The organism is Psychroserpens sp. SPM9 (genome assembly GCF_025153525.1).
Lineage (GTDB): Bacteria > Bacteroidota > Bacteroidia > Flavobacteriales > Flavobacteriaceae > Psychroserpens.
Genome location: NZ_JANZNR010000006.1, coordinates 181798 through 205044, shown reverse-complemented (window position 1 = coordinate 205044; position 23247 = coordinate 181798). Strand labels below are relative to the sequence as shown.

The following is a 23247-nucleotide window of genomic DNA, read 5'->3' as shown; positions in this document are numbered from 1 at the left end:
TGAAGTCTAAATCGTGTTAGTTTTTAGTAGCTGTGATGATATAATAACCAAAGCTTTTCATGTGTAAACCCGAAAACAGAGCATAAAATGATCCTTTTAGATTATGTAGGCTTTCCCGTTTAATGGATTTAAATCGCAGCAATTTTTTTAAAATAAAACCTATAATTGCAAAGGGAACATGAAGTACAGATGGTGCTACTTTAAAAGAGGCGTCCTCAATTTTAATAGTAGTAAAGCCTAAGTTTTTGAGATTTTGTTTATAATCATTAATGTTTGCTAATTGTTCTAAGCTCCAATGATTACATAAATTTTGATAAGCATGCTTAGCACCTTTACATAATTGAGTTTTGTCTTTTTTTAAGAATGCATCAGCAATAACTAGACGTCCTCCAGGTTTTAAAATGCGATGTGCTTCTTTTAATGAAAGTGAACTGTGACCCGAATGACAGAAACTTTCAATGGCAACTGCAGAATCGAAAGCGTTGGTTTGAAAGGACGTATCGTTATAATTTTCTTTAATAATGATGCCATTTTTCCCTTGCAGTAGTTTGTTTCCTTGTTTTAGCTGAAAATCGGACAAGGTCACACCATAAGCAATCACATTAGTATACTGCTTTAATGCATAACGCATAGTTGCTCCCATACCACAACCTAAGTCGATAAGTCTGTTTTTGGAACTACTGATGCCTAAGCGTTTAATTACCTGAGCATTCATTTGATTGAGCATGGTATCCCTTTTAAACGGATTGGTTTTAAACGGAATGAAATATCCAAAATGCATATTGTAATCGTGGCTCCAAAATTTATAATCTTCGGTAGCTTCGTTATAAAAATCGATCATTTCGATGCGATTATCTTCTGATAGCTGTTGTTCTAGGGTTATTGTTTTCATAATATTGAGTGTAAAAAGATTATAAATTCAGATTAAAAATTAAGAGCCATGAATAAACCAGAGCAAAGAGCACAAATAGGATATTCATACCTATTCCTCCTATTTTAAAAAGTTGTTTTTTTGGAATGTCGTACATAGGGTAATAGGCAATTTGCGTTGCAACTTTTCCTATCCAATATGCAGCGATGAGACCTGTAAGCGCTATCGCTAAACTACTTTGGTTTTTTAATTCGTTAGGAATCAGAATAGCGATCAGACCGAAAGCGAAATTTAAACCTTGAATGTAACGGCCATAAGTTTTGGCTATTTCTTGATTTAAAGGCTTTAATTTTTTAACATCATTATACCAATCGAAAACTTGGTGACGAATATAAGGGTAGATGAGAGCTGTGAAAATTTGTCCGCAGCCTCCTAAGATAATAAGCCAGTTCGGAATTTGAATGTTCATGATTTTAAAGTGTTTAAAGTGTTAATAGGTTTGTTCCAATGAATGAGATAGCTTAAGTAGAATATCAAGAGAATAGGAATTATAAATAACCAAGTGTCAAGCTCACGATTCCAAAGTAAAAAGAACAAGCCAACTACCGCAAAGTAGATATAGATTAAAATGTTTTTAGGAAAGACAATTAAAAATATAAGAGCAGCTATAAGTTGTAAAAAGCCTGTGATTGCAATACCATAAGGTCCAAGAATTAAAAATAGTAATGCTATAACATTAATGAAGCGTGAGATATTTAATAAAATTTTCATGATTTGTATAGTTATTAAACTTTCAGAAAAAATTGAAAGTATGATTTAAAATTTTTTCATTTAATAAGTTTGAGTAATGACTTGGTAACCCAGTTTTGTTTTTGATTCACTATTTTATTAATCATATCATCTGCGGTTTCAGTTAAATCGTGTAAGGCTTTGGTTTGTTTGATGAGTTCTTTTGTTTTTTCTGTGCCGTCATCTTTAATAGAAGAAACTTCCTTTAAAACTTTGATGACAGGCTGAATTTCTCTACGGCTACGCTCTTTTGCAATGATTCTTGCTAATTCCTGTACATCTTTTTCGGTTGTAAAATATTCTTTACGTTCCCCAGGAATGATCTCTTTAGTAACAATGCCCCAATCCATTAACTGTCGTAAGTTCATACTCGTATTACCACGCGAAATTTTTAAGTCTTCCATGATATCTTCCATAGATAAAGGCTTGGTAGAAATAAAGAGTAAGGCCTGAATTTGAGCCATTGCTTTATTAATACCCCAAAGCGAACCTAAGCTTCCCCAGGTACTTACAAATTTTATTTTGGCTTCGTTGTAATTCATGCTGATTAATGTGTTTGATATGGCAAATATATAAAATATTTTAAACTTTCAATAATTATTGAAAGTTTATTTTTAAAAATTAACCGAAGCTGTTACACTTCGGTTTAATTGTTAAGCTTTTTCAATGAGTCCAGCACGTTTCAATAAAGCATCAGGTTGTGGTTCTTTTCCTCTAAATCGTTTGTACAAGGTCATTGGATCTTCAATACCGCCTTGAGATAGCACATGATTTTTAAATTTAGTCGCCACGTCTTTATCAAAAACACCTTGTTCTAAAAAGTATTCAAAGGCATCAGCGTCTAAAACTTCAGCCCATTTATAACTGTAATATCCCGAACTGTATCCACCTTGAAAAATGTGAGAAAATGAAGTACTCATACAATTTTCTGCGACGTCAGGATACAGTTTTGTGTTTTCAAAAGCTTGTAACTCTTGTGCTTTTACATTGGTAATCGCTGTTGGATCTTGTCCATGCCAGGACATATCTAATAATCCGAAACTAATCTGTCGCAAAGTTTGCATTCCTTCATGAAAAGTTGCTGAGGCTTTTATTTTTTCGATAAGTTCCATAAGAATCACTTCTCCGGTTTCATAATGTGTAGCGAATAATTCTAAAGCTTCTTTTTCATAGCACCAGTTTTCTAATACTTGAGATGGTAATTCTACAAAATCCCAGTATACACTTGTTCCTGATAAACTCGGATAAGTCGTATTGGCAAGCATCCCATGTAAAGCATGGCCAAATTCGTGAAATAAAGTGGTTACCTCATTAAAGGTGAGCAGCGATGGTTTTGTTTTTGTTGGTTTTGTAAAGTTGCAAACGATAGAAATATGAGGTCTGTCATTTACGTTATTCTTAATGTACTGTGGTTTGTAAACCGTCATCCAGGCCCCATTTCGTTTGCCTGCTCTAGGAAAGAAATCTGCATAGAAAATAGCCACTAATTCTCCTTTAAGATCTGTAACCTTATACGTTAGTACATCGTCATGGTACTTGTCGATGTTGTCAATAGCTTCAAATTTGAGATCGTATAAACGTTCAGCTATAGTAAATACGCCATCAATTACGTTTTCTAATTTAAAATACGGTTTGAGTTGTTCGTCATCTAAACTAAAAAGCTTCTGTTTTAATTTTTCAGAGTAATAAGCACCATCCCATTTTTCAAGATGATCAATCCCATCTAAATCTTTAGCAAAACGTTCTAAATTCTGAAACTCACGTTCTGCAGCGGGTTTTGCTTTGTCTAAAAGTTCATTCAGGAAATTTTCAACGGTTTCGGGTGTTTTGGCCATACGTTCCTCTAATACAAAATGTGCATGGGTTTTATAACCTAGTAAGTTAGCACGTTCATGACGTAATTTGGCAATTTGAAGCACGTTGTCTTGATTGTCTAGTGCGTCATCTTTAAAAGCTTTTGCACCTGCCGCAATGGCTAATTGTTTTCTGAGTTTACGATTGTCTGCATAGGTCATAAACGGAATATAACTCGGATAATCTAAGGTAATCAACCAACCCGCTTTACCTTTAGATTCGGCTAATTGTTGTGCTGCTTCTTTAGCGCCTTCAGGTAAGCCAGAAAGCTCTGCCTCATTGGTAAGATGCAATTCAAACTTATTAGTTTCAGCTAATACATTTTCACCAAATTTGAGTTTCAGTTGACTCAATTGTTTATCGATCGCTCGAAGTCGCGTTTTCTTAGCTTCGGAAAGATTAGCTCCATTTCGGGAAAAGCCTTTATATTTTTTATCGAGTAAGGTTTTTTGTTCAACTGTTATATCTAAATCTGCTTTTTGGTCGTAAACCGTTTTGACACGTTTAAATAAGTCTTCATTTAAAGTGATGTCGTTGCTAAATTCTGAAAGGAGTGGCGATACTTCTTGTGCAATCTTCTGAATGGTTTCGTTGGTTTCGGCACTATTCAGATTAAAAAAGATACTAGATAAACGGTCTAATTCTTCACCAGAAAAATCTAAAGCTTCAATGGTGTTTTCAAAGGTTGGCACTTCAGTATTTGATGTAATCGCATCTATTTCTGCTCGTGCTTTTTCAATGGCTTTTTTAAATGCAGGTAAATAATCTTCATTTTTAATTTTAGAAAAAGGCGCTGTATGATAAGGTGTGTCGAATTTAGAATTAAGTATGTTCATTATTTTTTAAACGTATTGTAGGTGATTAATGTGGTATTTAAATCGTCAACCAAGCGTAAGGTATGATTTGATAGTTGATAAGTCCAATCAAAGGGTTCGTTCTTAATTTTGTAGGTTGTTATGGTATCGGTTTTTGAAATTTCAATCAATTTTTGAAGCCGATGTCTATGTCTGATATACAAATTACCATCAGACATGTTTACAAATTCAAAAGGTCCGCCATCTTCAAAGTTTTTGGCAGGTTGACGATTCCATTGTCCAATAATTTTCTTTTCTTTCAGTGAACTTAAGGCGAACTGTTCTTCGTAAATTTTGGCAAGTTCGATACTCACTTTTGGATAAACTTTATCCTCCAGCTTTTTTAATAAACGTGGAAATTCTGAATCTTTACCAGACAGAGAATAATCATAAAAACTCATCGACATGCCTTCGAGCTGATACGCTGGAAAACCACCACCAAATTGATCGATAGAGCCACCAACATTTTTGCATTTTAGAATGATTGGCCAAAACGCAAGGTTAGAATCTCCAATGTAGTTGTGTGTAAAGTTTAATATAGGAACTAAGTTGTGCAACTTATACACTTCGTCACCATGAATTTCAAACATTAAAGCTGTTCGCATCATATTGGTCAATGAAATAGAATCACCAGCCATGGCGCCTTTTGTTTCCTTAAGGTAGACGGTTTGATCTAAATGATGTAGCTTTTTCCAGTATTGTTCTTTGTCTGATTCGGTTTTTAATGCTGAAATTTCAGCAGTATAGGTCTTTAAATGCGGATTAGAAGTACAGTTAAACACTAGAAAAAGTAAGAAGATACCAGAGATGTTTTTCATTGAAATGAATGTATTATGTAGGATTTTTATGATTAAATGTTTCTATTTCATTAACTAAACATTAAGACCATGATGTGAGATTAATGCTTACTTTTGCGGTATTATTAAAGCTTATATTTTTAAGATTTAGTAAGAATTGATTAATAGCTCTAAAACCTCGTGTAAAAGCGAGGTTTTTTTTGTGGTTGTTTGCCTACAAATTTTTTGAAGATTCAATCACTTTAGCTTTTAAACTTTCTTTATAATCGATTATTGTATTTAGCACATCGCTATTTGAGGCTCCAATGATTTGAGCAGCTAAGATTCCGGCGTTTTTTGCACCATTAAGCGCTACTGTTGCTACAGGAACTCCACCAGGCATTTGCAATATTGATAACACAGAATCCCAACCATCAATAGAGTTGCTGCTTTTTACCGGGACACCAATAACAGGTAACGGTGATAATGAGGCGACCATGCCTGGTAAATGTGCAGCGCCACCAGCTCCGGCAATAATGACATTAATTCCTTTTAAATGTGCATTTTTACTGAACTCAAATAATTTTTCAGGAGTTCTATGAGCAGAAACAATATCAACTTCGACTTCAATTTTAAATTCGTTTAAGATGTCTATGGCATCTTGCATGACAGGAAGATCGCTTTTGCTTCCCATGATTACGGCTACTTTACTCATAGTTATTGGCTTATCACTTTAATAGTTTTCTTTACAGTTTCGGCAGTTTTTCTTGCTTCGTTAATATCTTCGTTAACAATAGTAACATGTCCCATTTTTCGGAAAGGTCGGGTTTGTTTTTTTCCGTAGATATGTGGTGTTACACCTTCTAGTTGCATAATGTCTTCTATATGTTCATAATGAACATCACCTGTATGGCCTTCGGCTCCTACCAGATTTACCATAATGCCACCCACTTTGCTTTCAGTTTTACCTAAAGGAAGGTTTAAAATCGCTCTAATATGTTGTTCAAATTGCGATGTATAGCTTGCTTCAATGGTTTGATGCCCAGAATTGTGTGGTCTCGGTGCCACTTCATTGACCAGAATCTCATCATTTTTTGTTTGAAACATTTCCACGGCTAATAAACCTACATGTTTAAATGCTTGGGATACATTCATGGCAACTGCTCTTGCTTTTTTTGCGACGGCATCTTCAATTCTGGCAGGGCAAATCACATATTCTACTTGATTGGCTTCTGGATGAAACTCCATTTCTACAACGGGATATGTTTTGACATCTCCAGCTTTATTTCTGGCAACAATAACGGCTAGTTCGTTTTTAAAAGGAACTAAATCTTCTGCAATACATTCGCCTTTGGGCAGATTCTCTAAATCGGATAACTGACGAATTATTTTAACGCCATTCCCATCATATCCAAATTGTGCGGCTTTCCAAACGAAAGGAAATTCGAGTCCGCCATTATCAATAGCATCTTCAATTTCAGAACGGTAAGCAAATCGGGTAAACTCTGAAGTTGGGATATTATGATCTCGATAAAACAATTTCTGTGTGGCCTTATTTTGAATGGTTCGTAAGGTTTTCGACGAAGGATATACACGAACCCCTTCTTTTTCCAGTTGCTCTAAAGCATCGACATTTACATTTTCAATTTCAAAGGTAAGGAGGTCAACTTGCTTTCCGAAGTTATAAACCGCATCAAAGTCCATTAAGTCTCCCAAGACAAAGTGATTACAAGCAATTTTACAAGGCGCTTCGTTGCTGGCATCCATAACATGAGTGGTGATATCAAATTGTCTTGTGGTGTAGAGCATCATTTTGCCTAATTGGCCACCACCAAGAATACCGAGTTTAAAATTAGAAGAAAAATAGTTCATCAACTTAGGTTGTTTCTGTGAAAATAGAAACCTTTTTTAGATTTAATGTTGCTTTTGTGACACAAAAATACACTAAATCCATAACAAAATTCTAAAATCATAAATTGAAAATCGTCAATCGAAAATCAAATCATTATCTTTGCCTTTTTAAAATCAAAATCAATTGATTAAACTACACGATTTATACTTTAAATCTTTTATTTCTGAACAGGAAGTTGATACTGCTGTTCAGCGAATGGTAGATGAGATTGCAAACGACTTACAAGACGAAGTGCCTGTGTTTGTTGGGATCTTAAATGGGTCGTTTATGTTTGTGAGCGATTTTGTAAAAAAATATCCTAAACCTTGCGAGGTGACTTTTATAAAATTAGCATCGTATGAAGGTTTAAAGTCTTCCGAAGATATTCAACGTCTCATCGGTTTAACTCAAGACTTATCAGGCAGAAAAGTCGTTATTCTGGAAGATATTATCGATTCTGGGAATACTTTGGAGGCCATTCATCGCATTTTTGAAAATGAAATGGTTGATGAGTTAAAAATCGCGACGCTCTTTTACAAGCCAGAAGCTTATAAAAAAGATTATAAGTTACATTATATCGGATTAGAAATTCCTAATAAATTTATTGTTGGCTACGGATTAGATTACAACGGATTAGGACGTGACTTGCCAGCTATATATCAATTAAAAACAACACAACACATGACTAACTTAGTGCTATTTGGACCTCCAGGAGCAGGAAAAGGAACACAAGCCAATTTTTTAAAAGAAAAATACAATCTGATTCATATTTCAACCGGAGATGTGTTTCGATTTAATATAAAAAATGAAACTGCTCTAGGGATGCTCGCAAAGTCTTTTATGGACAAAGGCGAATTAGTTCCAGATCAGGTAACCATCGACATGCTTAACGCTGAGGTTGAAAAAAATGCCGATGCTAAAGGTTTTATTTTTGATGGATTTCCAAGAACGAATGCACAAGCCGAAGCTCTAGATCAGTTAATGGAGGATAAAGATTCGCAAATTAATGCGATGATTGCGCTCGAAGTTGATGATGAAGTTTTAGTAGAACGCCTTTTAGAACGTGGAAAAACCAGCGGAAGAAAAGATGATGCCGACGAATCAATCATTAGAAATCGCATCACAGAATACTACAAAAAAACAGCAATTTTAAAAGACTATTATGCTGCTCAAGATAAATATTATGGTGTTGATGGCGTTGGAAGCATTAACGAAATCACTGAGCGACTTAATAATGTGATAGATAAGCTTTAATTGAAATGTTTGCCTGCTTCTACAGGCACTTTTTAATAAAAGGCAATAGGTATTTTAAATTATGATGCTTCACGGCTAGCGCTTTCTTATGGACATACCAGCATTTTTTGTCAATGAATTAGAAATGCTACAACGTGAAAAATCTTAATTGATAAAGTAGTGTATCAGCTAAGCGCCACAACAAATCAAATAACAAAACAAAATGACTGAAGGGAATTTCGTAGATTACGTTAAAATGCATGTGTCTTCTGGAAAGGGCGGACAAGGTTCGGCGCATTTACACCGTGAGAAATTTATTGAAAAAGGAGGCCCAGATGGAGGTGATGGTGGTCGTGGTGGTCATATTATTATCCGCGGAAACTCTAATCTATGGACGTTATTACATTTAAAGTTTAAACGTCATGCACGTGCAGGTCATGGTAGCCACGGAAGTAAAAGTAGAAGCACAGGAGCCGATGGCGAAGATGTGTATTTAGAAGTGCCTTTAGGAACTGTGATAAAAGATACCGAAACCGATCAAGTTTTATTTGAAATTACGCAAGATGGTGAAGAGCAAATCGTAGCTCAAGGTGGTCGAGGAGGCTTAGGTAACTGGCATTTTAAAAATTCACGTAATCAAACGCCACGCTACGCACAACCTGGCGAAGACCTCGAAGAGAAACATATTACTATTGAGCTTAAAATCTTAGCCGATGTGGGCTTAGTTGGTTTTCCAAATGCTGGAAAATCAACGTTATTATCGGTCATCACAGCTGCAAAACCTAAGATTGCCGACTATGAATTTACCACACTAAAACCCAATTTAGGAATCGTCGAATATCGCGATTTTCAAACTTTTGTTATGGCCGATATTCCTGGAATTATCGAAGGAGCAGCCGAAGGAAAAGGTCTTGGGCATTACTTTTTAAGACATATTGAACGGAACTCAATTTTACTGTTTTTAATTCCTGCAGATGCCGATGATATTCGTAAACAATACGACATATTACTCGACGAACTCAAACGTTACAACCCTGAAATGTTGGACAAAGAACGCATGATTGCGATATCTAAAAGCGATATGCTAGATGACGAATTAAAAGCCGAACTTAAATTAGAATTAGATAAAATACTTCCTATAGAATACATGTTTATTTCTTCGGTCGCACAGCAAGGCATTACCCAGTTAAAAGACAAACTCTGGAAACTATTAAACGAGTAAGTTTTACAATTCTCATCTAAAATAATTTATAGAAGTTTGATTTTTAGAGTGTTGGTTTTTTAAAGACTAAGATGTAAATTTGAAATTCACAGCCAGCCAACATAATGAAACAATACATCAAAAGCATTGTCGAAATCAACAATAATAAGAAGAGTCGCTACTTTTCAATTTTTATCCAGGTTTTAATTTTAATTTCTATCATCACGTTTTCGATAGAAACAATTCCTGATTTAAAACCACAAACCCGAACCATACTTCAATCTGTTGAAGTCTTTTGTGTGATTGTTTTTACTATAGAATACCTGCTGCGTATTTATGTAGCAAATCACAAACTGAAATTTATTTTTAGTTTTTTCGGAATCATAGATTTCCTTGCCATTCTTCCGTTTTATTTGTCGTTTGGAGTCGACTTAAGGTCTTTAAGAGCCTTAAGATTTTTAAGGTTATTTAGAATCCTTAAACTGGTACGCTATAATAAGGCTATCAACCATTTTACCAATGCCATCGCTTCAGCTAAAGAACAAATTTTCTTGTTTATTTTTATCACACTTATCTTAATTTATTTTGCAGCCATCGGGATTTATTACTTTGAAAATGAAGCGCAACCAGAACATTTTTCATCTATTTTTGATAGCTTGTGGTGGGCCATAATTACCTTAACAACTGTAGGTTATGGTGACGTATATCCCATCACAGTTGGAGGCAAAGTTTTTACCTTTTTTATTTTGATGATTGGTTTGGGTATTGTGGCCATTCCTACAGGAATTATTTCATCTGCCTTGACAACCTCTATTGATAAAAAAGAATCCGATGATTAATTGGGGCGTTACCATTCTTCGCTTAGGCTACAAATGGTCGCGCTTTACGTTGCAATCTTTTTTGCAAAAAGGATTTTCTCTACAATCGCTAACGCAACTGCTAACGTTAAATTTATATGTTTAGAATGATTTTTCATTATCTTTAAAATAAAAAAGCAATGAAATACTTATGCCTATTACTTACCCTAGTTGTAGTAACGTCTTGTGCTTCCATTCGTGTTAATTATGATTACGAAAAAACGACCGACTTTACGGCTTATAAAACCTATAATTACTACGCTAATCTCAATACAGGAATGAGTGAGCTCGACGATAAACGCTTACTTGAAGCCATCGATCAAGCCATGCAACGAAGAGGTTATACTTTAGCCGAAAACCCAGATTTTTTTATCGATATAAAAAGCCTAGAATTTCAGCAACAACGCAACAATAATGTGGGTGTTGGAGTAGGAGGCACTGGTAGAAATGTGGGTGGTGGCATTTCAATTGGATTGCCCATTGGACAAAGTCAGCTTGGACGCGAAATAGTCTTTGAATTTGTTGATGAGAATAAAAACGGCCTCTTTTGGCAAGCAGTTTCTGAATCAAATTATAAACCTAAGGCCTCTCCCGAAAAAAAAGAAGCACAGTTTGTTGCTATCGTAGAAAAAGTACTTGAAGGCTTTCCGCCAGAATCAAATTAGAGCTTTAGTTTGCGTTAAGGTCTTGTTAACCCTAGTATTGGTGTGCAGACGTTGTTTTATTTTTAAAAGAATTTAAATCAACAACTATGAAAATCACATCACTATTACTCGTACTGTTCTTGGCCTGTAGCTCGGTTTTTGCTCAGCAATCTGTGATCGAAGTTCCTAAAGGCTATTCTGATGATATCGGACAAATGATATCGATGTTAGATAATTTAAAAGCACGTGTCGAACGAAATGTTAGAAATCTGGACCAAAACGGCACAGATTTTCTTTTAGATGACCATGCTAATAGTCCGGGAGCAATTATTTATCACTTAGCAGCAACCGAAGCCTATTACCAGGTTTATACGATTGAAAATCGCGGATTTAATGCCGAAGAACGTAGAAAATGGGATACGGCTTTGAATCTTGGAGACAAAGCCCGACAAGAGTTTAAAGGAAAACCAATTTCGTATTATTTGGAGATTTATGATGAAGTAAGGGCTAAAACAAAAGCCTTATTAAAAACAAAAGATGATGCATGGTTTAAAGAAAAAATAGGAACAATGAATATACATTGGGCTTGGTTTCATGTCATGGAACATCAAGCTAACCATATGGGACAATTGGCGCTTATTGTAAAACGTATCTAAAAAAAAAGAGGCTTTATTTAAGCCTCTTTTTTTTACTCTGAAAACGAATTGCTTTGGGAGTGTAATAATTCAAATTATGGGTTAGACCTTGTATACAAGTCAGTTGTAATAGATACTTCCATTTTTTAATAAAAGCCTATTAGTTTTCAACCGAAACCTTAACGCCTTCGCTATGACTACTAAATTCAGGCGCATACATACTTTGTATAGTAGTAATGCCATTACTCATATGGCCTGCATTATTCACTCTTAAATCGTATTCGAAAACATAAATGCCTTTTGGTAAATAATCAAAAAAGAAATTTGTCGAGGCATCTTTTGTGCTTTCATAATAACCTAAGCCATCTTGCCATTTGTACTGTGATAAGACGTTAATAGGTTCGAGTCCAGCGGCTCTCATATCTTTCATATGAACAAATTCCATAGCACGATCGCTTCGTAACTCGATGCGCACTCTAACTAAATCACCAACTTTTAGATTGGTATCTGAGGTGATTTCGGTCATTTCTTCTCCTTTAGCGGTATAAACTTTTTTGAACAACTTCTTTTTTAATGAAAGTGGTGTTTCAGCAGAAGTGATTTTATCTAAATCTTCAAAATACTGCCAGTATAAAGCGCCCCAAGCAATACCATCACCTTTCTTGGTAAGCTTAACGGTTGCCATTTCTGGTTTGATTTCAGCTGAAGACCAAGAGGTTTTATAATAGCCAGTTCCAGCTTCAACTTTAACGTCTTCTAATGTTGAAGGGTCAATGTTTTTTCCGCCTAAAACTACAGCAACCATCTCTGTAACGCTCAACCAATCACTGCCTTGTAAAAGTAAGGCGTATACAGCATCTGTTGTGGCTTTAGTTGTAGACCAACGATTGGTTTGTTTGTTTTTTAATAACCATATTTTTAAGTTGTCAATATCTTCTAGATTTTTAGCTTCACTTTGAATGACGTCACCAGCTTCAGTAAACACTTCAATCATCAAAGCATGGGTTTCAATTGGTGCTTGATACCAATACCAGGAATTCGTGTTTTCTTTCCAGTACATACCTAATTCTTCCGAAGTGATACTCGTCTCGCGTAAGGACTTTAAAATCTTTGCTGAAGTGGTTTTGTCATCCATTCTATCAACCACTAAAGTCATCAGTCCTTTAGCATAAAGTGAACGACTTAGCCAGTATTTCTGGATTTGCGTATGGTAATACTTGGTGATTTCTTCAACTTCTTTTGAGGCTTTTATCTGCGGAAAAAAGCTACGCATATACAGATAATGTAATTGGGTATAACTTAAATGGTCTTTGGATAAATCGGCATCAGGATTGTATTTTTTGATGTTGTTGTACTCTTCAATAAACTCGGCGTCTAAGTAAGCAATTGCTTTTTTAATCATAGATTCTTCGCTGTCACTTTCAATGACATTGAGTTTATCAAGATGTCCAAATCCCGTAATAATGTGTTGTGTGATATAACGATTTGGTCGTCCGCCATTAAACCAAGGCCAGGCGCCATTGGCCATTTGACCATTTTTAAGTTTGCGCTTTGCCGATTGCAACTCGTTATTCATTTTGTTTAGATCGAATAATAAGGCGATTCGTTTTTTCTGTTCAGTTTCACTTTGCGCATCACGTAGCCAAGGTGTTTCCTGAATTAAAATCGATTTTAATTCTTGATTTTTTTCCAAATTACTTAGTAAAGCATCTGTGGTTTTCCATTGATTGAATACCTCTTGAATTCTCGGATTGCTAGTTGCAATATGACTTGCTAAAGCATTTGCATAATAACGGCTAAAAGTTTGCTCGTTGCAGTCGTATGGATATTCCATCAAGTAAGGCAGCGCTTGAACAGCATACCAGGCCGGATTAGAAGTCATTTCTAAAGTCAGCTGATGATGTTTTAAGGTAGACGACGACACATTTTTTAGCTTATCAAGGGTAAAAGTCTTTGATTCATTGCTTCTTATCCACATAGGCAAGGTTTCGGTAACCAACATGCGGTTGCTTAACACAGGTAAGGCATTTTGTTCACCATCACTAAAATCCCCAGCTTTTGCCAGTATTTTATATTGAACAGCATTGACATCAAACGGAATGGTTAAAGTCCAGGAGGCTTGTGTGTTTCCTTTTGGATCTACTGAAAATAATGCTGTTTCTCCAGTAGGTAAAATACCAAGATGCTCAGTGATATCGTCTCCAGAAATGGCATCGGTTAAGATTAATTTTGCCTGACCCGAGAGTTTCTTTTCGGTAAGATTGGCAATTTTTGTGCTTATTGTTATTTGGTCTCCTTCTCTTAAAAAACGTGGCGCATTAGGAATAACCATTAACTCTTTTTGAGTCACTGTTTCTAAAGTTGTTGTAGCACTTTCTAAAGTTTTGGTATGTGCTAATAACTGAAGTTTCCATTTGGTTAAGGCTTCAGGTGTTGTAAAATTAAAACTCACATAGCCTTCACTATCAGTTTGTAGCTGTGGAAAGAAAAAGGCGGTTTCTTGAAGGTTTTTACGGATTTTCACAGCACCGAAATCTTCATTTTCTTTGTTCTCTTGTTGTGAGGGAGTATCACCATCTCTGAAGTTTTCGTCTAAATCTGAACCTAATTGATCATATCCAAATGATATTTCGGATTCATTAGCTACACCAGGAGCAGTTGAAAGCTTTTTTTCAACTGAATCATTTTCTACTAAGAATGCTTCAGATCTAGTGGATCGATTGAACATGTAATTCTTATATCTTCCTCCATACCCAAAATTCAATCCGAAGAAATTCAATTGGTCATAGCCTTGAACAGCGTAAGGAGTACGGCCATAGGTTAAGTTTCGTATCGTGAGATTCTGAGTTTTAAAACTTTGTCCGGAATTCAAGCGGTAATTAGAATAATATATAGGTAATTGAATAGGATGGAAATTCCACGAATGTGATTTAAATTGATCTAAGGACGCATCATACATGCTGGCGAGTAACTCGGCTGCAACTTGTTCGCCTTTGGGACCTTTGATTTTAAAACGCCAGGTTTCATCGGTTCCAGGTTGCAATTTGTCTCTAAACGTCATGGTTTCAATTTCCAAATCGGTTTTAGGATAAGGAACAGAAATAGCCAGGCGGCCGCTGCTAAAACTATTTTGAAAAGCATAAGTATAATGTACAACGAAACCTCCTAAATCAGATTCAGTAACAGGGATTTGTATCGTTTTTTTAGAGTTGCTCAGATTTATAATCTGCTTGCTTACGATGTTGTGATCTTTTTCAATAGCGAGCGTAACAAACAGATCTTTAGCGGAAGTGCCTAAGGTGACCTGAGCTGTTTCATTGGTTTTATATTCCAACGCACTGGTTGTGATACTAAATAGTGTGTTGTCGGCAAGTGTTGTATCAGCATCACTATATAAATGAGTCTGCGCTTCGTCTTTTACAGTTTGACCAAAACGATCTTTAGTTTCGAGTAAGATGCGGTAGCTTCCAGAGGCCCAACGTTTTAGTTTTCCTAAATCAAGTGTTTTGGATTGTTCGGTATCAAATGTTTCAGAAAATACCAATTCTCCTTGATCCCAGTTTCTACTATCGTGTTCATTATCATAAGCCTCATGTGGAAATAGGGATTTAAATTCCGTCTTAGAAAATTCTTGATAATCTGGAGCATTCCATGGACGTGGTCTTAACACTTCGTTTGGCGCTATTAATTTATAGATTTTGATGGTACCTTTTGCTGGTACAAATTCTCCATTAAGGTTTCGGGTGTCAATGGAAATTTGATGGTTTTTTGCCGTTTTGTCGATGCGGTTGGCAACACCAATAGAAGCCGTTAATGCGTGGTAGCCCACATTTACAATAGTGGTTGCGCTTCGTGTTTCACCATTAATATCGGTAATATCTGCGGTGACTTCGTAACTAAAGGTTGGCAGTGTAGATTTATCGACACTTTCATCGGGAATGGCTTTAAAATTAATCTCAAAATGACCTGAAGCATCCGTAAGAGTTTCACCATGTGTTATCTCTTGTGGTTCACTGTTAAAGTACGGCCTGCGCCAATAGTACCATCCTGGATATTGCACTTTTCGGTGTACGCGATACACGACTTTAGCATCGGTAATGGCGCTTCCGGCATAAGCAATAGCCTCACCTTTTACGGTGAGTGTATCATGGACTTTATAGGTTTTAGTGACGGGATTAAATTCGGCTTCAAATTTCGGACGCTTATATTCTTCTACGGAAACGCCATGATATATGTTTAAGTTATTGCTTCCAGTGATTCGTAGGTAATGATTTCCGGTAAGTCCGCTATCAGGTAAGATAAATTCTCCTGAAACAGAACCATAATCGTTCGTTTTTAATTCCAGTTTAGCGACCTCTTCGTTATTGGTATTATATAGTTTTGCTTCTACAGTTTCATTGGTGACGATTTCAGTTTTATGAGCCTTCTTTTTCAGAATAATACCTTTAAAGTAAAGCGTTTGCCCTGGTCTGTAAATACTTCGGTCTGAAAATAAGAATCCGCTATAACGGGTTTTAGTATCCGAATCAGAATTGTAATTGTAATAGCGATTAACGTTTATATTTTCAAAATAGGCTGTTTCATTATTGGCTGTAATTTCAAGTTTTACCTGTGTGCGATTGTATTTCACTCTTGAGATAGTGAATTCGCCATAAGCATCTGTTTTATAAGTTTCAGATTTGTAATCCCCTTGATAATTTTTGATATACGAGAACTTTACCTGAGCATTAGTAATTGGTTGTCCGGTAAGTCTGTTGATAATTTGGTAAGTTATATGCTCGTTGTTTTCTTTTTGAATGTAGGCAATATTGGTGACCTGAAACTCCTTAAAAACGTAAGTATTACTTTCGTTATTTACACTTCCATAAATCACATAGCGACCATTATCTAATTTTGGAAGTGCAATTTCTGTGCTGTGTTTTTGATAGTCGCCTTCATTTTTGAGTGTCGAAGTCCAGTGATGAATAGCTTTAAGGTTTTCAAGCATTTTGAGTTCTTCGGATCTGTTCTCTCTGTAAGCCCGAAGTGTACTTATTTGATAGTTATTGACCTTCGCTATTTTAAAATTGATTTCAGCAACATTTTTATAGCTAATAAGTAGCAATCCGTTTGTTTGTATTGAGTTATTACTTTCAACGACAATTTGTAATGTTTGTGCAAGAATTTGCTCTTTTAAAATGCGACATTTTTCGGCAGCTTTATGCTTAGGATAATCGGCAATGACAGCATCGCAAATGGCAAGCGCCTCTTTTGATTTCCATCGGTTAGTTTCATTCGTTTTTGGCTGATAACCTTGTCCTTGGTTTTGATAGATTTGAGCAATTTCAAAATCGTAAAGCCCAGACACCGCTTCTTTAGCGGCTTTGTATTGCATGCTTTCGGCTTTTAAAGCTTTTACAAGGAGTTCTTCTTTATTATCGAAAATGGCATTTTGATTTACAAATTTTAAACGTTCAATGTCGACGTCAACGAGGGCTTCAGGTGAGGTGTCTTTTAAATGAAATTTTATCAGATCCTGATACAATTTTAAAGCTTGTAATTGTAAAGATGTTGAATCTTTAGAAGTCAGACGCATAGTTGCAAAATTGGCGGCCGAGTTTAATAGTTTTGGCGTGTCAATTTCAAATTTATAAGCAGGTTTGGTTATCGTATTCTCATCGGTTTTATAAAACTGAAGCGCATTATGAGCCAATAAATCAAAAAGTGTAGGTCTGTAGATTTTAGAATTAGTTTGCTCAATCAATAGCGCATCATAGGTGTCTAAACTCGTTTGCTGAAGAAGGAGTCCGTTTTCTAATGAAGCTTGATAATGCGTTTGAATTGTTTCGAATAAGGTTTCTAAATCCCAAGTTCTAAAATCGGTTTTATCAACTTTTTCAGCAGTTTTGGTTCGATTATAAAATTTCCATCTGTTTTGGTTAAAATACTGCCAATATAAAGTCGCCAATATATTTTGAAGCACATTTTTAGTAGGTGTTTCACTTTTAGAAATGGCAGCTTTAAATTCGTTTAAAATGCTTAATTGTGCATCTTCCTCTAGGGTTAAAGCGTATTTGCTTCGGTAGAGTAGGGTTTTGATTTCTTGAGGTGTATTGTTGCTGGCTTTCGCTTTCTTTTCAATAGATTTAACAATCTCTAATGCCGATTTTGGTAAACCTTCACTTTCAAAATCACTGACTTTTTTCCAAAGTTCAGAAAAATCTTCAGGAGTTTGAGCAGTTGTAAAATTGGCAAAAAGTATAATCATTAATACGCTTATAATTGGCTTCATAATTTCAATTTTCGGATAATTTAAATCTTAAAATCAATCGAAAAAACAACAAATGAGTCATTGTGTCGTTTGGTTGAGTGAAGTTAATAATTTTAATAGTAAAGTACCTATCTTTGTTTCTTTAAAATCAAAAACAATACCATAGTGTATGGTTAAAAAACTAAAGGCACCTATTTTGCGTAACTATTAGTATGAGGTATTTAATTTTCCTTTTTTTTCTACCTGTTTTGACCTTTGGTCAGTCAACAATCGATACGGCTAAATCTCTCATTGCAAAACAGCAATTTAAAAAGGCCGAAACGCTCTTGTCAAGCTATGTTCAAAGCCATCAAAATGATTTGACTGGAATAGAACTTTTTGGCGATGCCTATGGTCATCAAAAAAAATGGGATGAAGCTATAGATCAGTATAAGAAATTAGTGGAACGCAAGCCAAACAATGCTAATTACCATTACAAATATGGAGGCGCTTTAGGGATGAAAGCACTAAGCGTTAGTAAACTGAAAGCTTTAGGAATTATTGGTGATGTTAAAGAGGCGTTTTTAAAAGCTGCAGAACTCGACCCAAAACACATTGATACACGCTGGGCGCTCGTTGAATTGTATATGCAATTACCAGGAATTGTTGGAGGTAGTAAGCGCAAATCCCTCAAGTATGCCAATGAATTGGAAGCCTTGTCAAAAGTTGATGGCTATTTGGCTAAAGGCTATATTTACGAATATGATGATGAACCAGAATTAGCCGAAAAGTATTATAAACTGGCGATTAATGTTGGCGGCTCATTAACCTGTTTTGATAAGTTAACCAATTTGTACGAAAAAGAAAATCAGCCTGAAAAAGCTATTGGAAATTTAGAAGCCTCAGGCGAAAAACACCAGCGAAATGCCATGCACTACCAAATAGGAAAAGTATGTGCAGAGTATAATATTCAGTTAGAAAAGGGTGAAAAATGCTTGTTGGTCTATATCGAAAACTATTCAGCAAAAGATGGTGTGCCAAAGGCTTGGGCCTATTACAGATTGGCTCAGATTTATAAAAATAAAAGCCAAAAGGAAAGTGCTTTAAAATGGATTAATAAAGCAATTGCCGACTTGCCAAAAATTGAGGTCTTTACAGAAGAGAAAGCACAGATAGAGCAACTCTAGAATCTTTGGAGTTTGTGACTTTTGGAATGCCAAAAAACAGCTATATTTGAATTTACAAAATTCAACCAATGAATGTACATTTTATTGCTATTGGTGGAAGTGCTATGCATAACCTCGCTCTAGCTTTACACAATAAAGGCTATAAGGTCACGGGAAGTGACGATACTATTTTTGAACCTTCAAAATCCCGATTAGATGCGAAAGGATTACTCCCGGAAACCTTTGGATGGTTTCCCGAAAAAATTACTTCAAATTTAGATGCCATCGTTCTGGGGATGCATGCTAAAGCCGATAACCCAGAGTTGTTAAAGGCTCAAGACTTAGGACTTAAAATTTATAGTTATCCCGAATTTTTATACGAGCAATCCAAACATAAAACACGAGTGGTTATTGGAGGAAGTCATGGTAAAACGACCATTACTTCAATGGTTTTACATGTGATGCATTATCACGATCGCGATGTCGATTATATGGTTGGTGCGCAATTGGAAGGTTTTGATGTGATGGTAAAACTTACAGAAGACAATGATTTTATAGTACTCGAAGGTGATGAATATTTAAGTTCACCTATAGATAGACGACCAAAATTTCATTTATACAAACCTAATATCGCCTTGTTGAGTGGTATTGCCTGGGACCATATTAATGTGTTTCCTACTTATGAGAACTATGTTGAGCAATTTTCCATTTTTGTAGATAGTATTGTTCAAGGTGGTAGTATTAATTACAACGAAGAAGATCCAGAAGTTAAAAAGGTGGTAGAAGCTAGTGACAATCCGATTCGAAAATTAGCCTATCAAACTCCTGAATATCGGGTTGAGAACGGACAAACATTACTGGCAACGCCAGAAGGTGATTTGCCTATTGAAGTCTTCGGAAAGCACAACCTTAATAATCTCGCTGGAGCCAAATGGATTTGTCAGCATATGGGAATTGATGAAGATGATTTTTATGAAGCAATTTCCACCTTTAAAGGCGCCAGTAAGCGTTTAGAAAAAATTGCTGAAAGTGCTACAAGTGTCGCCTATAAAGATTTTGCACATTCCCCGAGTAAAGTGGAAGCTACGACTAAAGCTGTAAAAGAGCAGTATACTGATAGAACCTTAGTTGCCTGTTTAGAATTGCACACTTATAGTAGTTTAAATGCCGAATTTTTAAAGGAGTATAAAGGTGCTCTAAATGCTGCTGATGTTGCTGTAGTCTTTTATTCGCCTCATGCCGTAGCCATTAAAAAACTCGATGAAGTTACGCACGAGCAAATCGCTAATGCCTTTGAACGTGATGATTTGATAATTTATACCCATCCTGAAGATTTTAAATCGTACCTCTTTTCAAAAGACTTTAATAACAAGGCTTTGTTGTTGATGAGTTCTGGGAATTATGGCGGACTCGATTTTGAGGACGTGAAAGAGTTGATTTAGTAGGTTAGTTGTTGCGGTTCTTACTGCGGATTTTTTTATAAGTAAAACAATAAACTTGATTATGTAACGTTATTCTTACAATCAACCAACCCATTTTATCGTATAGCACATAGTTACGTTTATTAATCAATTAACTTTAAACCAATTATTATGAAACGTATTTTGCTTTATTTATGTGCGCTTACATTCACTTTTTCTTGTTCAAACGATAGTACAACACCAGAAACTCCTGAAGCTAATTTTTATGCTTTAACGGTTGGGAACTCTTGGGTGTATAAAAATTACAGATATAATAGCAATACACAACTCTACGAAGATACAGGAGTGATTGATTCTGTTAGTATTATATCTACGGAAGAGCTATTTGGAGACACCTACTTTAAATTTAGACGATTAACGACCGGAAATGAAGAAGGTATCACGTTTTGCAACCCTAATGGTGAGCATTTTGAATATTTAAGAGAGGATAATGGAAACCTCGTTAGAAGTGATGGAACTGTCAAATTTACCAATAATGATTTTTCGCTTCGGGTGTTGAGTGAGAATGCCTGGGGAGATATTGTAGAACAATTAGTTGAAGGTGAAAGTACGATGAATGTTGAGGCTGGAAGTTTTATCTGTATCAACTCCGAACGTTATGCCTTATTATCACCAGATAATGATCCGTCTCCTGGATTAGACCGTTTTTATTATGCGGATGGGTTTGGGTTAATTTATGATACGTCTTCGTATGTAAGCAATGAAATACCAGCAATTATTAGACGTTTGGATACCTATACTATTCAGTAGTAACCTGGAATCTTAATACTGTTTTTAATTTTTCGGGAGCTACTTTTCTAAAATCGGAAATATAGATTTCGCGATGTATTTTAGAAAGTCTGGAAAGCTTATGATCTTCAGCAAAGGCTTCCATAGTTTTAAAGCTGGCAGGTTCGTCATCATAACTGCCTATATGCATCATTTGAACACATTTTCCTTCAGAAATTATTTCCAACTGGAGATGGTCTAAAAGCGGATTTGGCTTTTTCTTTTTCGTAAGCTCAAGCATTTCGTTAAAAAAGTTTGACTCTACAAAATCAGGTTGTCTAATCATTAACGTAAAAACGAGGTCGTCTTTATTGATTTGACCGTTGAAGTTCTTTTTAGCAGCTTCATTAATATCCCAAACACCTTCTAAAGGATAGACCGTATAATCGGTATATCCTTTAGGTGGCATTGGTAATTTTTTGAGATTCATTTTAATAGCGTAAGAAATGCTATAAAGCGCTTCGACATGGGTTTTAAAATGCTCAGTATTAGGATTGCCCTCACCATGGATAGTGATAAACTTATAGGCAGGAATATCTATAACTTCAGGTTTTGCCTTAGGAAGATAGAGATTCTTTTCCAGCTTACGCCATTCGTGTTTCATGCTATTAGTTGATTGTTAAATCAATTTGTTTCACTCCGGAATTGTCTTCAGTAATGTCAAATGTTTCAGTGGCAGCAACACTATTATTTATATATATTGTTAAAACTGCACTGTAATCTGTCCAGCTAGAGCCTTCTTCAGAAACACTATAACTTCCATTTTCAAGGTAAGTTAATCTAAGATAGGTTCCAGCTTCTATTTCCGTTTGAGAATAGGTTAAACTAAAAGGTAAGTTTTCAACATTTTCGGTGTCTGTTTCATTGTCAATCGTCGTTGTAATTACCGCTTCAGAATTTCTAGTTGTAACAACTTCAAATCGAATATTAGCAGTAATTGGTCCATCATCACCTCCCGAATCACTATCATCTGGAATACATGATATGATCAAACAAGAGAAAAATAAGATAGCAAATAAGGATTTTTTCATTTTAAAAAGGATGTTTTTTGTTTCTATAATTTGGTTTCCAAATATCATGTAAAATTAAAAATATAAGCTCATTAAGCTAAGTGTTTTTTAAAAAATTCTAAAGTTCTTTTCCAGGATAATTCGGCAGCTTTTTTATCATATCTTGGCGTTGTATTATTGTGGAAACCATGATTTACTCCAGGATAAATATAGGCTTGATACTCTATCTTATTGGCTTTAAGTATGGCTTCAAAAGCAGGCCAGCCTTCATTGACACGAGTATCTAACTCTCCATATTGTAATAGTAGTGGCGCTTTAATTTTCTTGGCATCTTCATCAGCGGGTTGCCTGCCGTAATAAGGCACAGCAGCTCCCAAATCTGGTAATCGCACAGCCATCATATTAGAAATCCATCCGCCAAAACAAAAGCCTACAACACCTACTTTACCATTACAATCTTTATGCGACTTTAAATACTTGTAGGCAGCAATAAAATCTTCAAGCATTTCTGCTCGGTCACGTTTCTTTTGCAAGGTTCTTCCGTCGTCGTCATTTCCAGGATAGCCACCTAAAGGCGATAAGGCATCGGGAGCCAAACTAATAAATTTGGCTTTTGCTGTACGCCGACCTACATCTTCAATATAAGGGTTTAATCCTCTGTTTTCATGAACAACAACAACGCCAGGTAATTTGGTTTTTAAGTCTTTTGGTTTGGATAATAGTCCTTTTATTGTACCGCCACCTTTTGGGGATTCGTAGTTGATATATTCTGAATCTAAGCTTGGGTCATTTGGTTTTACAAGTAAACTGTCTACATAATTAGGCGACATAAAACTTAAAAGTGATGCCACAGTAACACCGCCAACCGCATATAAAGAAAGTTTTTCAACAAACTGTCTGCGGTTAAGTTTATTATGCGCGTAATCATCGTATAAATCGAAAACGTCTTGGCTTATATCTTCTTTTTTTAAATCTTTCATGGCTTGTT

The 23247-nt window shown here is 35.6% G+C and carries 20 protein-coding genes; 8 read left to right on the top strand and 12 right to left on the bottom strand.

The genetic code is table 11. The annotated features are described in order from the left end of the window. Nucleotides 1–16: 16 nt before the first annotated feature. The 8 genes from N4270_RS13205 to N4270_RS13170 form a co-directional block, all read right to left on the bottom strand. On the bottom strand, nt 17–892 hold the full coding sequence (locus N4270_RS13205) for a methyltransferase domain-containing protein (RefSeq protein WP_260097786.1): 876 nt from the start codon (nt 890–892) through the stop codon (nt 17–19). 19 nt (nt 893–911) lie between these two features. Further along, the gene (locus N4270_RS13200; protein ID WP_260097785.1) at nt 912–1340 is read right to left on the bottom strand and encodes a hypothetical protein; all 429 of its coding nucleotides are present in this window, start codon (nt 1338–1340) and stop codon (nt 912–914) included. Further along, nucleotides 1337–1642, bottom strand: a complete 306-nt coding sequence (locus N4270_RS13195) for a hypothetical protein (protein ID WP_260097784.1) — start codon at nt 1640–1642, stop codon at nt 1337–1339. The genes N4270_RS13200 and N4270_RS13195 overlap by 4 nt, the downstream gene beginning before the upstream one ends. A gap of 56 nt (nt 1643–1698) precedes the next feature. Then, entirely contained in the window at nt 1699–2202 is a 504-nt protein-coding gene (locus N4270_RS13190; protein WP_260097783.1) for a GbsR/MarR family transcriptional regulator, read from the bottom strand. A 111-nt stretch (nt 2203–2313) separates the two neighbouring features. Then, entirely contained in the window at nt 2314–4350 is a 2037-nt protein-coding gene (locus N4270_RS13185) for a M3 family metallopeptidase (protein ID WP_260097782.1), read from the bottom strand. Continuing rightward, on the bottom strand, nt 4350–5186 hold the full coding sequence (locus tag N4270_RS13180) for a hypothetical protein (RefSeq protein ID WP_260097781.1): 837 nt from the start codon (nt 5184–5186) through the stop codon (nt 4350–4352). The genes N4270_RS13185 and N4270_RS13180 overlap by 1 nt, the downstream gene beginning before the upstream one ends. Nucleotides 5187–5379: 193 nt before the next feature. Next, nucleotides 5380–5859 carry a 5-(carboxyamino)imidazole ribonucleotide mutase gene (gene purE, locus N4270_RS13175; protein WP_260097780.1) on the bottom strand — a complete coding sequence of 160 codons (480 nt, stop codon included), beginning with the start codon at nt 5857–5859 and terminating at the stop codon, nt 5380–5382. 2 nt (nt 5860–5861) lie between these two features. Next, nucleotides 5862–7016: a 5-(carboxyamino)imidazole ribonucleotide synthase gene (locus N4270_RS13170; protein WP_260097779.1), complete on the bottom strand. Its 1155-nt coding sequence runs from the start codon at nt 7014–7016 to the stop codon at nt 5862–5864. A gap of 163 nt (nt 7017–7179) precedes the next feature. On the opposite strand from N4270_RS13170, the gene N4270_RS13165 reads away from it, so the two are divergent. The 5 genes from N4270_RS13165 to N4270_RS13145 all read left to right on the top strand — a co-directional run bounded on the left by N4270_RS13165 (nt 7180) and on the right by N4270_RS13145 (nt 11626). Next, on the top strand, nt 7180–8289 hold the full coding sequence (locus N4270_RS13165; protein WP_260097778.1) for an adenylate kinase: 1110 nt from the start codon (nt 7180–7182) through the stop codon (nt 8287–8289). 202 nt (nt 8290–8491) lie between these two features. Then, nucleotides 8492–9490 carry a GTPase ObgE gene (gene obgE, locus N4270_RS13160; RefSeq protein ID WP_260097776.1) on the top strand — a complete coding sequence of 333 codons (999 nt, stop codon included), beginning with the start codon at nt 8492–8494 and terminating at the stop codon, nt 9488–9490. Between the two features lie 104 nt (nt 9491–9594). Next, on the top strand, nt 9595–10308 hold the full coding sequence (locus N4270_RS13155; protein ID WP_260097774.1) for an ion transporter: 714 nt from the start codon (nt 9595–9597) through the stop codon (nt 10306–10308). 158 nt (nt 10309–10466) lie between these two features. Next, nucleotides 10467–10991 carry a DUF4136 domain-containing protein gene (locus N4270_RS13150; RefSeq protein WP_260097772.1) on the top strand — a complete coding sequence of 175 codons (525 nt, stop codon included), beginning with the start codon at nt 10467–10469 and terminating at the stop codon, nt 10989–10991. A gap of 86 nt (nt 10992–11077) precedes the next feature. Beyond that, complete coding sequence (locus tag N4270_RS13145) at nt 11078–11626, top strand: DinB family protein (protein WP_260097771.1); 549 nt, start codon at nt 11078–11080, stop codon at nt 11624–11626. A 139-nt stretch (nt 11627–11765) separates the two neighbouring features. Here N4270_RS13145 and N4270_RS13140 read toward each other — a convergent pair whose 3' ends face one another. Beyond that, the gene (locus tag N4270_RS13140; protein WP_260097769.1) at nt 11766–17876 is read right to left on the bottom strand and encodes an alpha-2-macroglobulin; all 6111 of its coding nucleotides are present in this window, start codon (nt 17874–17876) and stop codon (nt 11766–11768) included. 191 nt (nt 17877–18067) lie between these two features. Between N4270_RS13140 and N4270_RS13135 the strand changes: the two genes are divergently transcribed. From N4270_RS13135 to N4270_RS13125, 3 genes are all read left to right on the top strand, one after another. Then, nucleotides 18068–19021, top strand: a complete 954-nt coding sequence (locus N4270_RS13135; protein ID WP_260097767.1) for a lipopolysaccharide assembly protein LapB — start codon at nt 18068–18070, stop codon at nt 19019–19021. A gap of 68 nt (nt 19022–19089) precedes the next feature. Beyond that, nucleotides 19090–20442 (top strand): UDP-N-acetylmuramate--L-alanine ligase, encoded by a 1353-nt coding sequence (gene murC, locus N4270_RS13130; protein ID WP_260097765.1) that lies wholly within the window; start codon nt 19090–19092, stop codon nt 20440–20442. Nucleotides 20443–20592: 150 nt separating this feature from the next. Next, complete coding sequence (locus tag N4270_RS13125; protein WP_260097758.1) at nt 20593–21231, top strand: hypothetical protein; 639 nt, start codon at nt 20593–20595, stop codon at nt 21229–21231. Here the strand turns inward: N4270_RS13125 and N4270_RS13120 are convergent. The 3 genes from N4270_RS13120 to N4270_RS13110 all read right to left on the bottom strand — a co-directional run bounded on the left by N4270_RS13120 (nt 21221) and on the right by N4270_RS13110 (nt 23239). Then, a complete protein-coding gene (locus tag N4270_RS13120; RefSeq protein ID WP_260097757.1) occupies nt 21221–21853 on the bottom strand; it encodes a GyrI-like domain-containing protein in 633 nt (210 codons plus the stop codon). The two genes, N4270_RS13125 and N4270_RS13120, sit on opposite strands and share 11 nt — an antisense overlap. Before the next feature lie 4 nt (nt 21854–21857). Beyond that, nucleotides 21858–22280, bottom strand: coding sequence for a hypothetical protein (locus tag N4270_RS13115; RefSeq protein WP_260097755.1), 423 nt, complete (start codon nt 22278–22280; stop codon nt 21858–21860). Nucleotides 22281–22351: 71 nt separating this feature from the next. After that, on the bottom strand, nt 22352–23239 hold the full coding sequence (locus N4270_RS13110) for a dienelactone hydrolase family protein (RefSeq protein ID WP_260097754.1): 888 nt from the start codon (nt 23237–23239) through the stop codon (nt 22352–22354). Nucleotides 23240–23247: the final 8 nt, after the last annotated feature.

Excerpts from the sequence above, each read along its gene's own strand:
- N4270_RS13110 (WP_260097754.1), bottom strand. The coding sequence starts at position 23,239 with ATGAAAGATTTAAAAAAAGAAGATATAAGCCAAGACGTTTTCGATTTA.
- N4270_RS13200 (WP_260097785.1), bottom strand. The coding sequence starts at position 1,340 with ATGAACATTCAAATTCCGAACTGGCTTATTATCTTAGGAGGCTGCGGA.
- N4270_RS13180 (WP_260097781.1), bottom strand. The coding sequence starts at position 5,186 with ATGAAAAACATCTCTGGTATCTTCTTACTTTTTCTAGTGTTTAACTGT.
- N4270_RS13170 (WP_260097779.1), bottom strand. The coding sequence starts at position 7,016 with ATGAACTATTTTTCTTCTAATTTTAAACTCGGTATTCTTGGTGGTGGC.
- N4270_RS13155 (WP_260097774.1), top strand. The coding sequence starts at position 9,595 with ATGAAACAATACATCAAAAGCATTGTCGAAATCAACAATAATAAGAAG.
- N4270_RS13185 (WP_260097782.1), bottom strand. The coding sequence starts at position 4,350 with ATGAACATACTTAATTCTAAATTCGACACACCTTATCATACAGCGCCT.
- N4270_RS13150 (WP_260097772.1), top strand. The coding sequence starts at position 10,467 with ATGAAATACTTATGCCTATTACTTACCCTAGTTGTAGTAACGTCTTGT.
- obgE (WP_260097776.1), top strand. The coding sequence starts at position 8,492 with ATGACTGAAGGGAATTTCGTAGATTACGTTAAAATGCATGTGTCTTCT.
- purE (WP_260097780.1), bottom strand. The coding sequence starts at position 5,859 with ATGAGTAAAGTAGCCGTAATCATGGGAAGCAAAAGCGATCTTCCTGTC.
- N4270_RS13120 (WP_260097757.1), bottom strand. The coding sequence starts at position 21,853 with ATGAAACACGAATGGCGTAAGCTGGAAAAGAATCTCTATCTTCCTAAG.
- N4270_RS13195 (WP_260097784.1), bottom strand. The coding sequence starts at position 1,642 with ATGAAAATTTTATTAAATATCTCACGCTTCATTAATGTTATAGCATTA.
- N4270_RS13145 (WP_260097771.1), top strand. The coding sequence starts at position 11,078 with ATGAAAATCACATCACTATTACTCGTACTGTTCTTGGCCTGTAGCTCG.
- N4270_RS13190 (WP_260097783.1), bottom strand. The coding sequence starts at position 2,202 with ATGAATTACAACGAAGCCAAAATAAAATTTGTAAGTACCTGGGGAAGC.
- N4270_RS13115 (WP_260097755.1), bottom strand. The coding sequence starts at position 22,280 with ATGAAAAAATCCTTATTTGCTATCTTATTTTTCTCTTGTTTGATCATA.
- N4270_RS13205 (WP_260097786.1), bottom strand. The coding sequence starts at position 892 with ATGAAAACAATAACCCTAGAACAACAGCTATCAGAAGATAATCGCATC.
- N4270_RS13140 (WP_260097769.1), bottom strand. The coding sequence starts at position 17,876 with ATGAAGCCAATTATAAGCGTATTAATGATTATACTTTTTGCCAATTTT.
- N4270_RS13135 (WP_260097767.1), top strand. The coding sequence starts at position 18,068 with ATGAGGTATTTAATTTTCCTTTTTTTTCTACCTGTTTTGACCTTTGGT.
- N4270_RS13125 (WP_260097758.1), top strand. The coding sequence starts at position 20,593 with ATGAAACGTATTTTGCTTTATTTATGTGCGCTTACATTCACTTTTTCT.
- murC (WP_260097765.1), top strand. The coding sequence starts at position 19,090 with ATGAATGTACATTTTATTGCTATTGGTGGAAGTGCTATGCATAACCTC.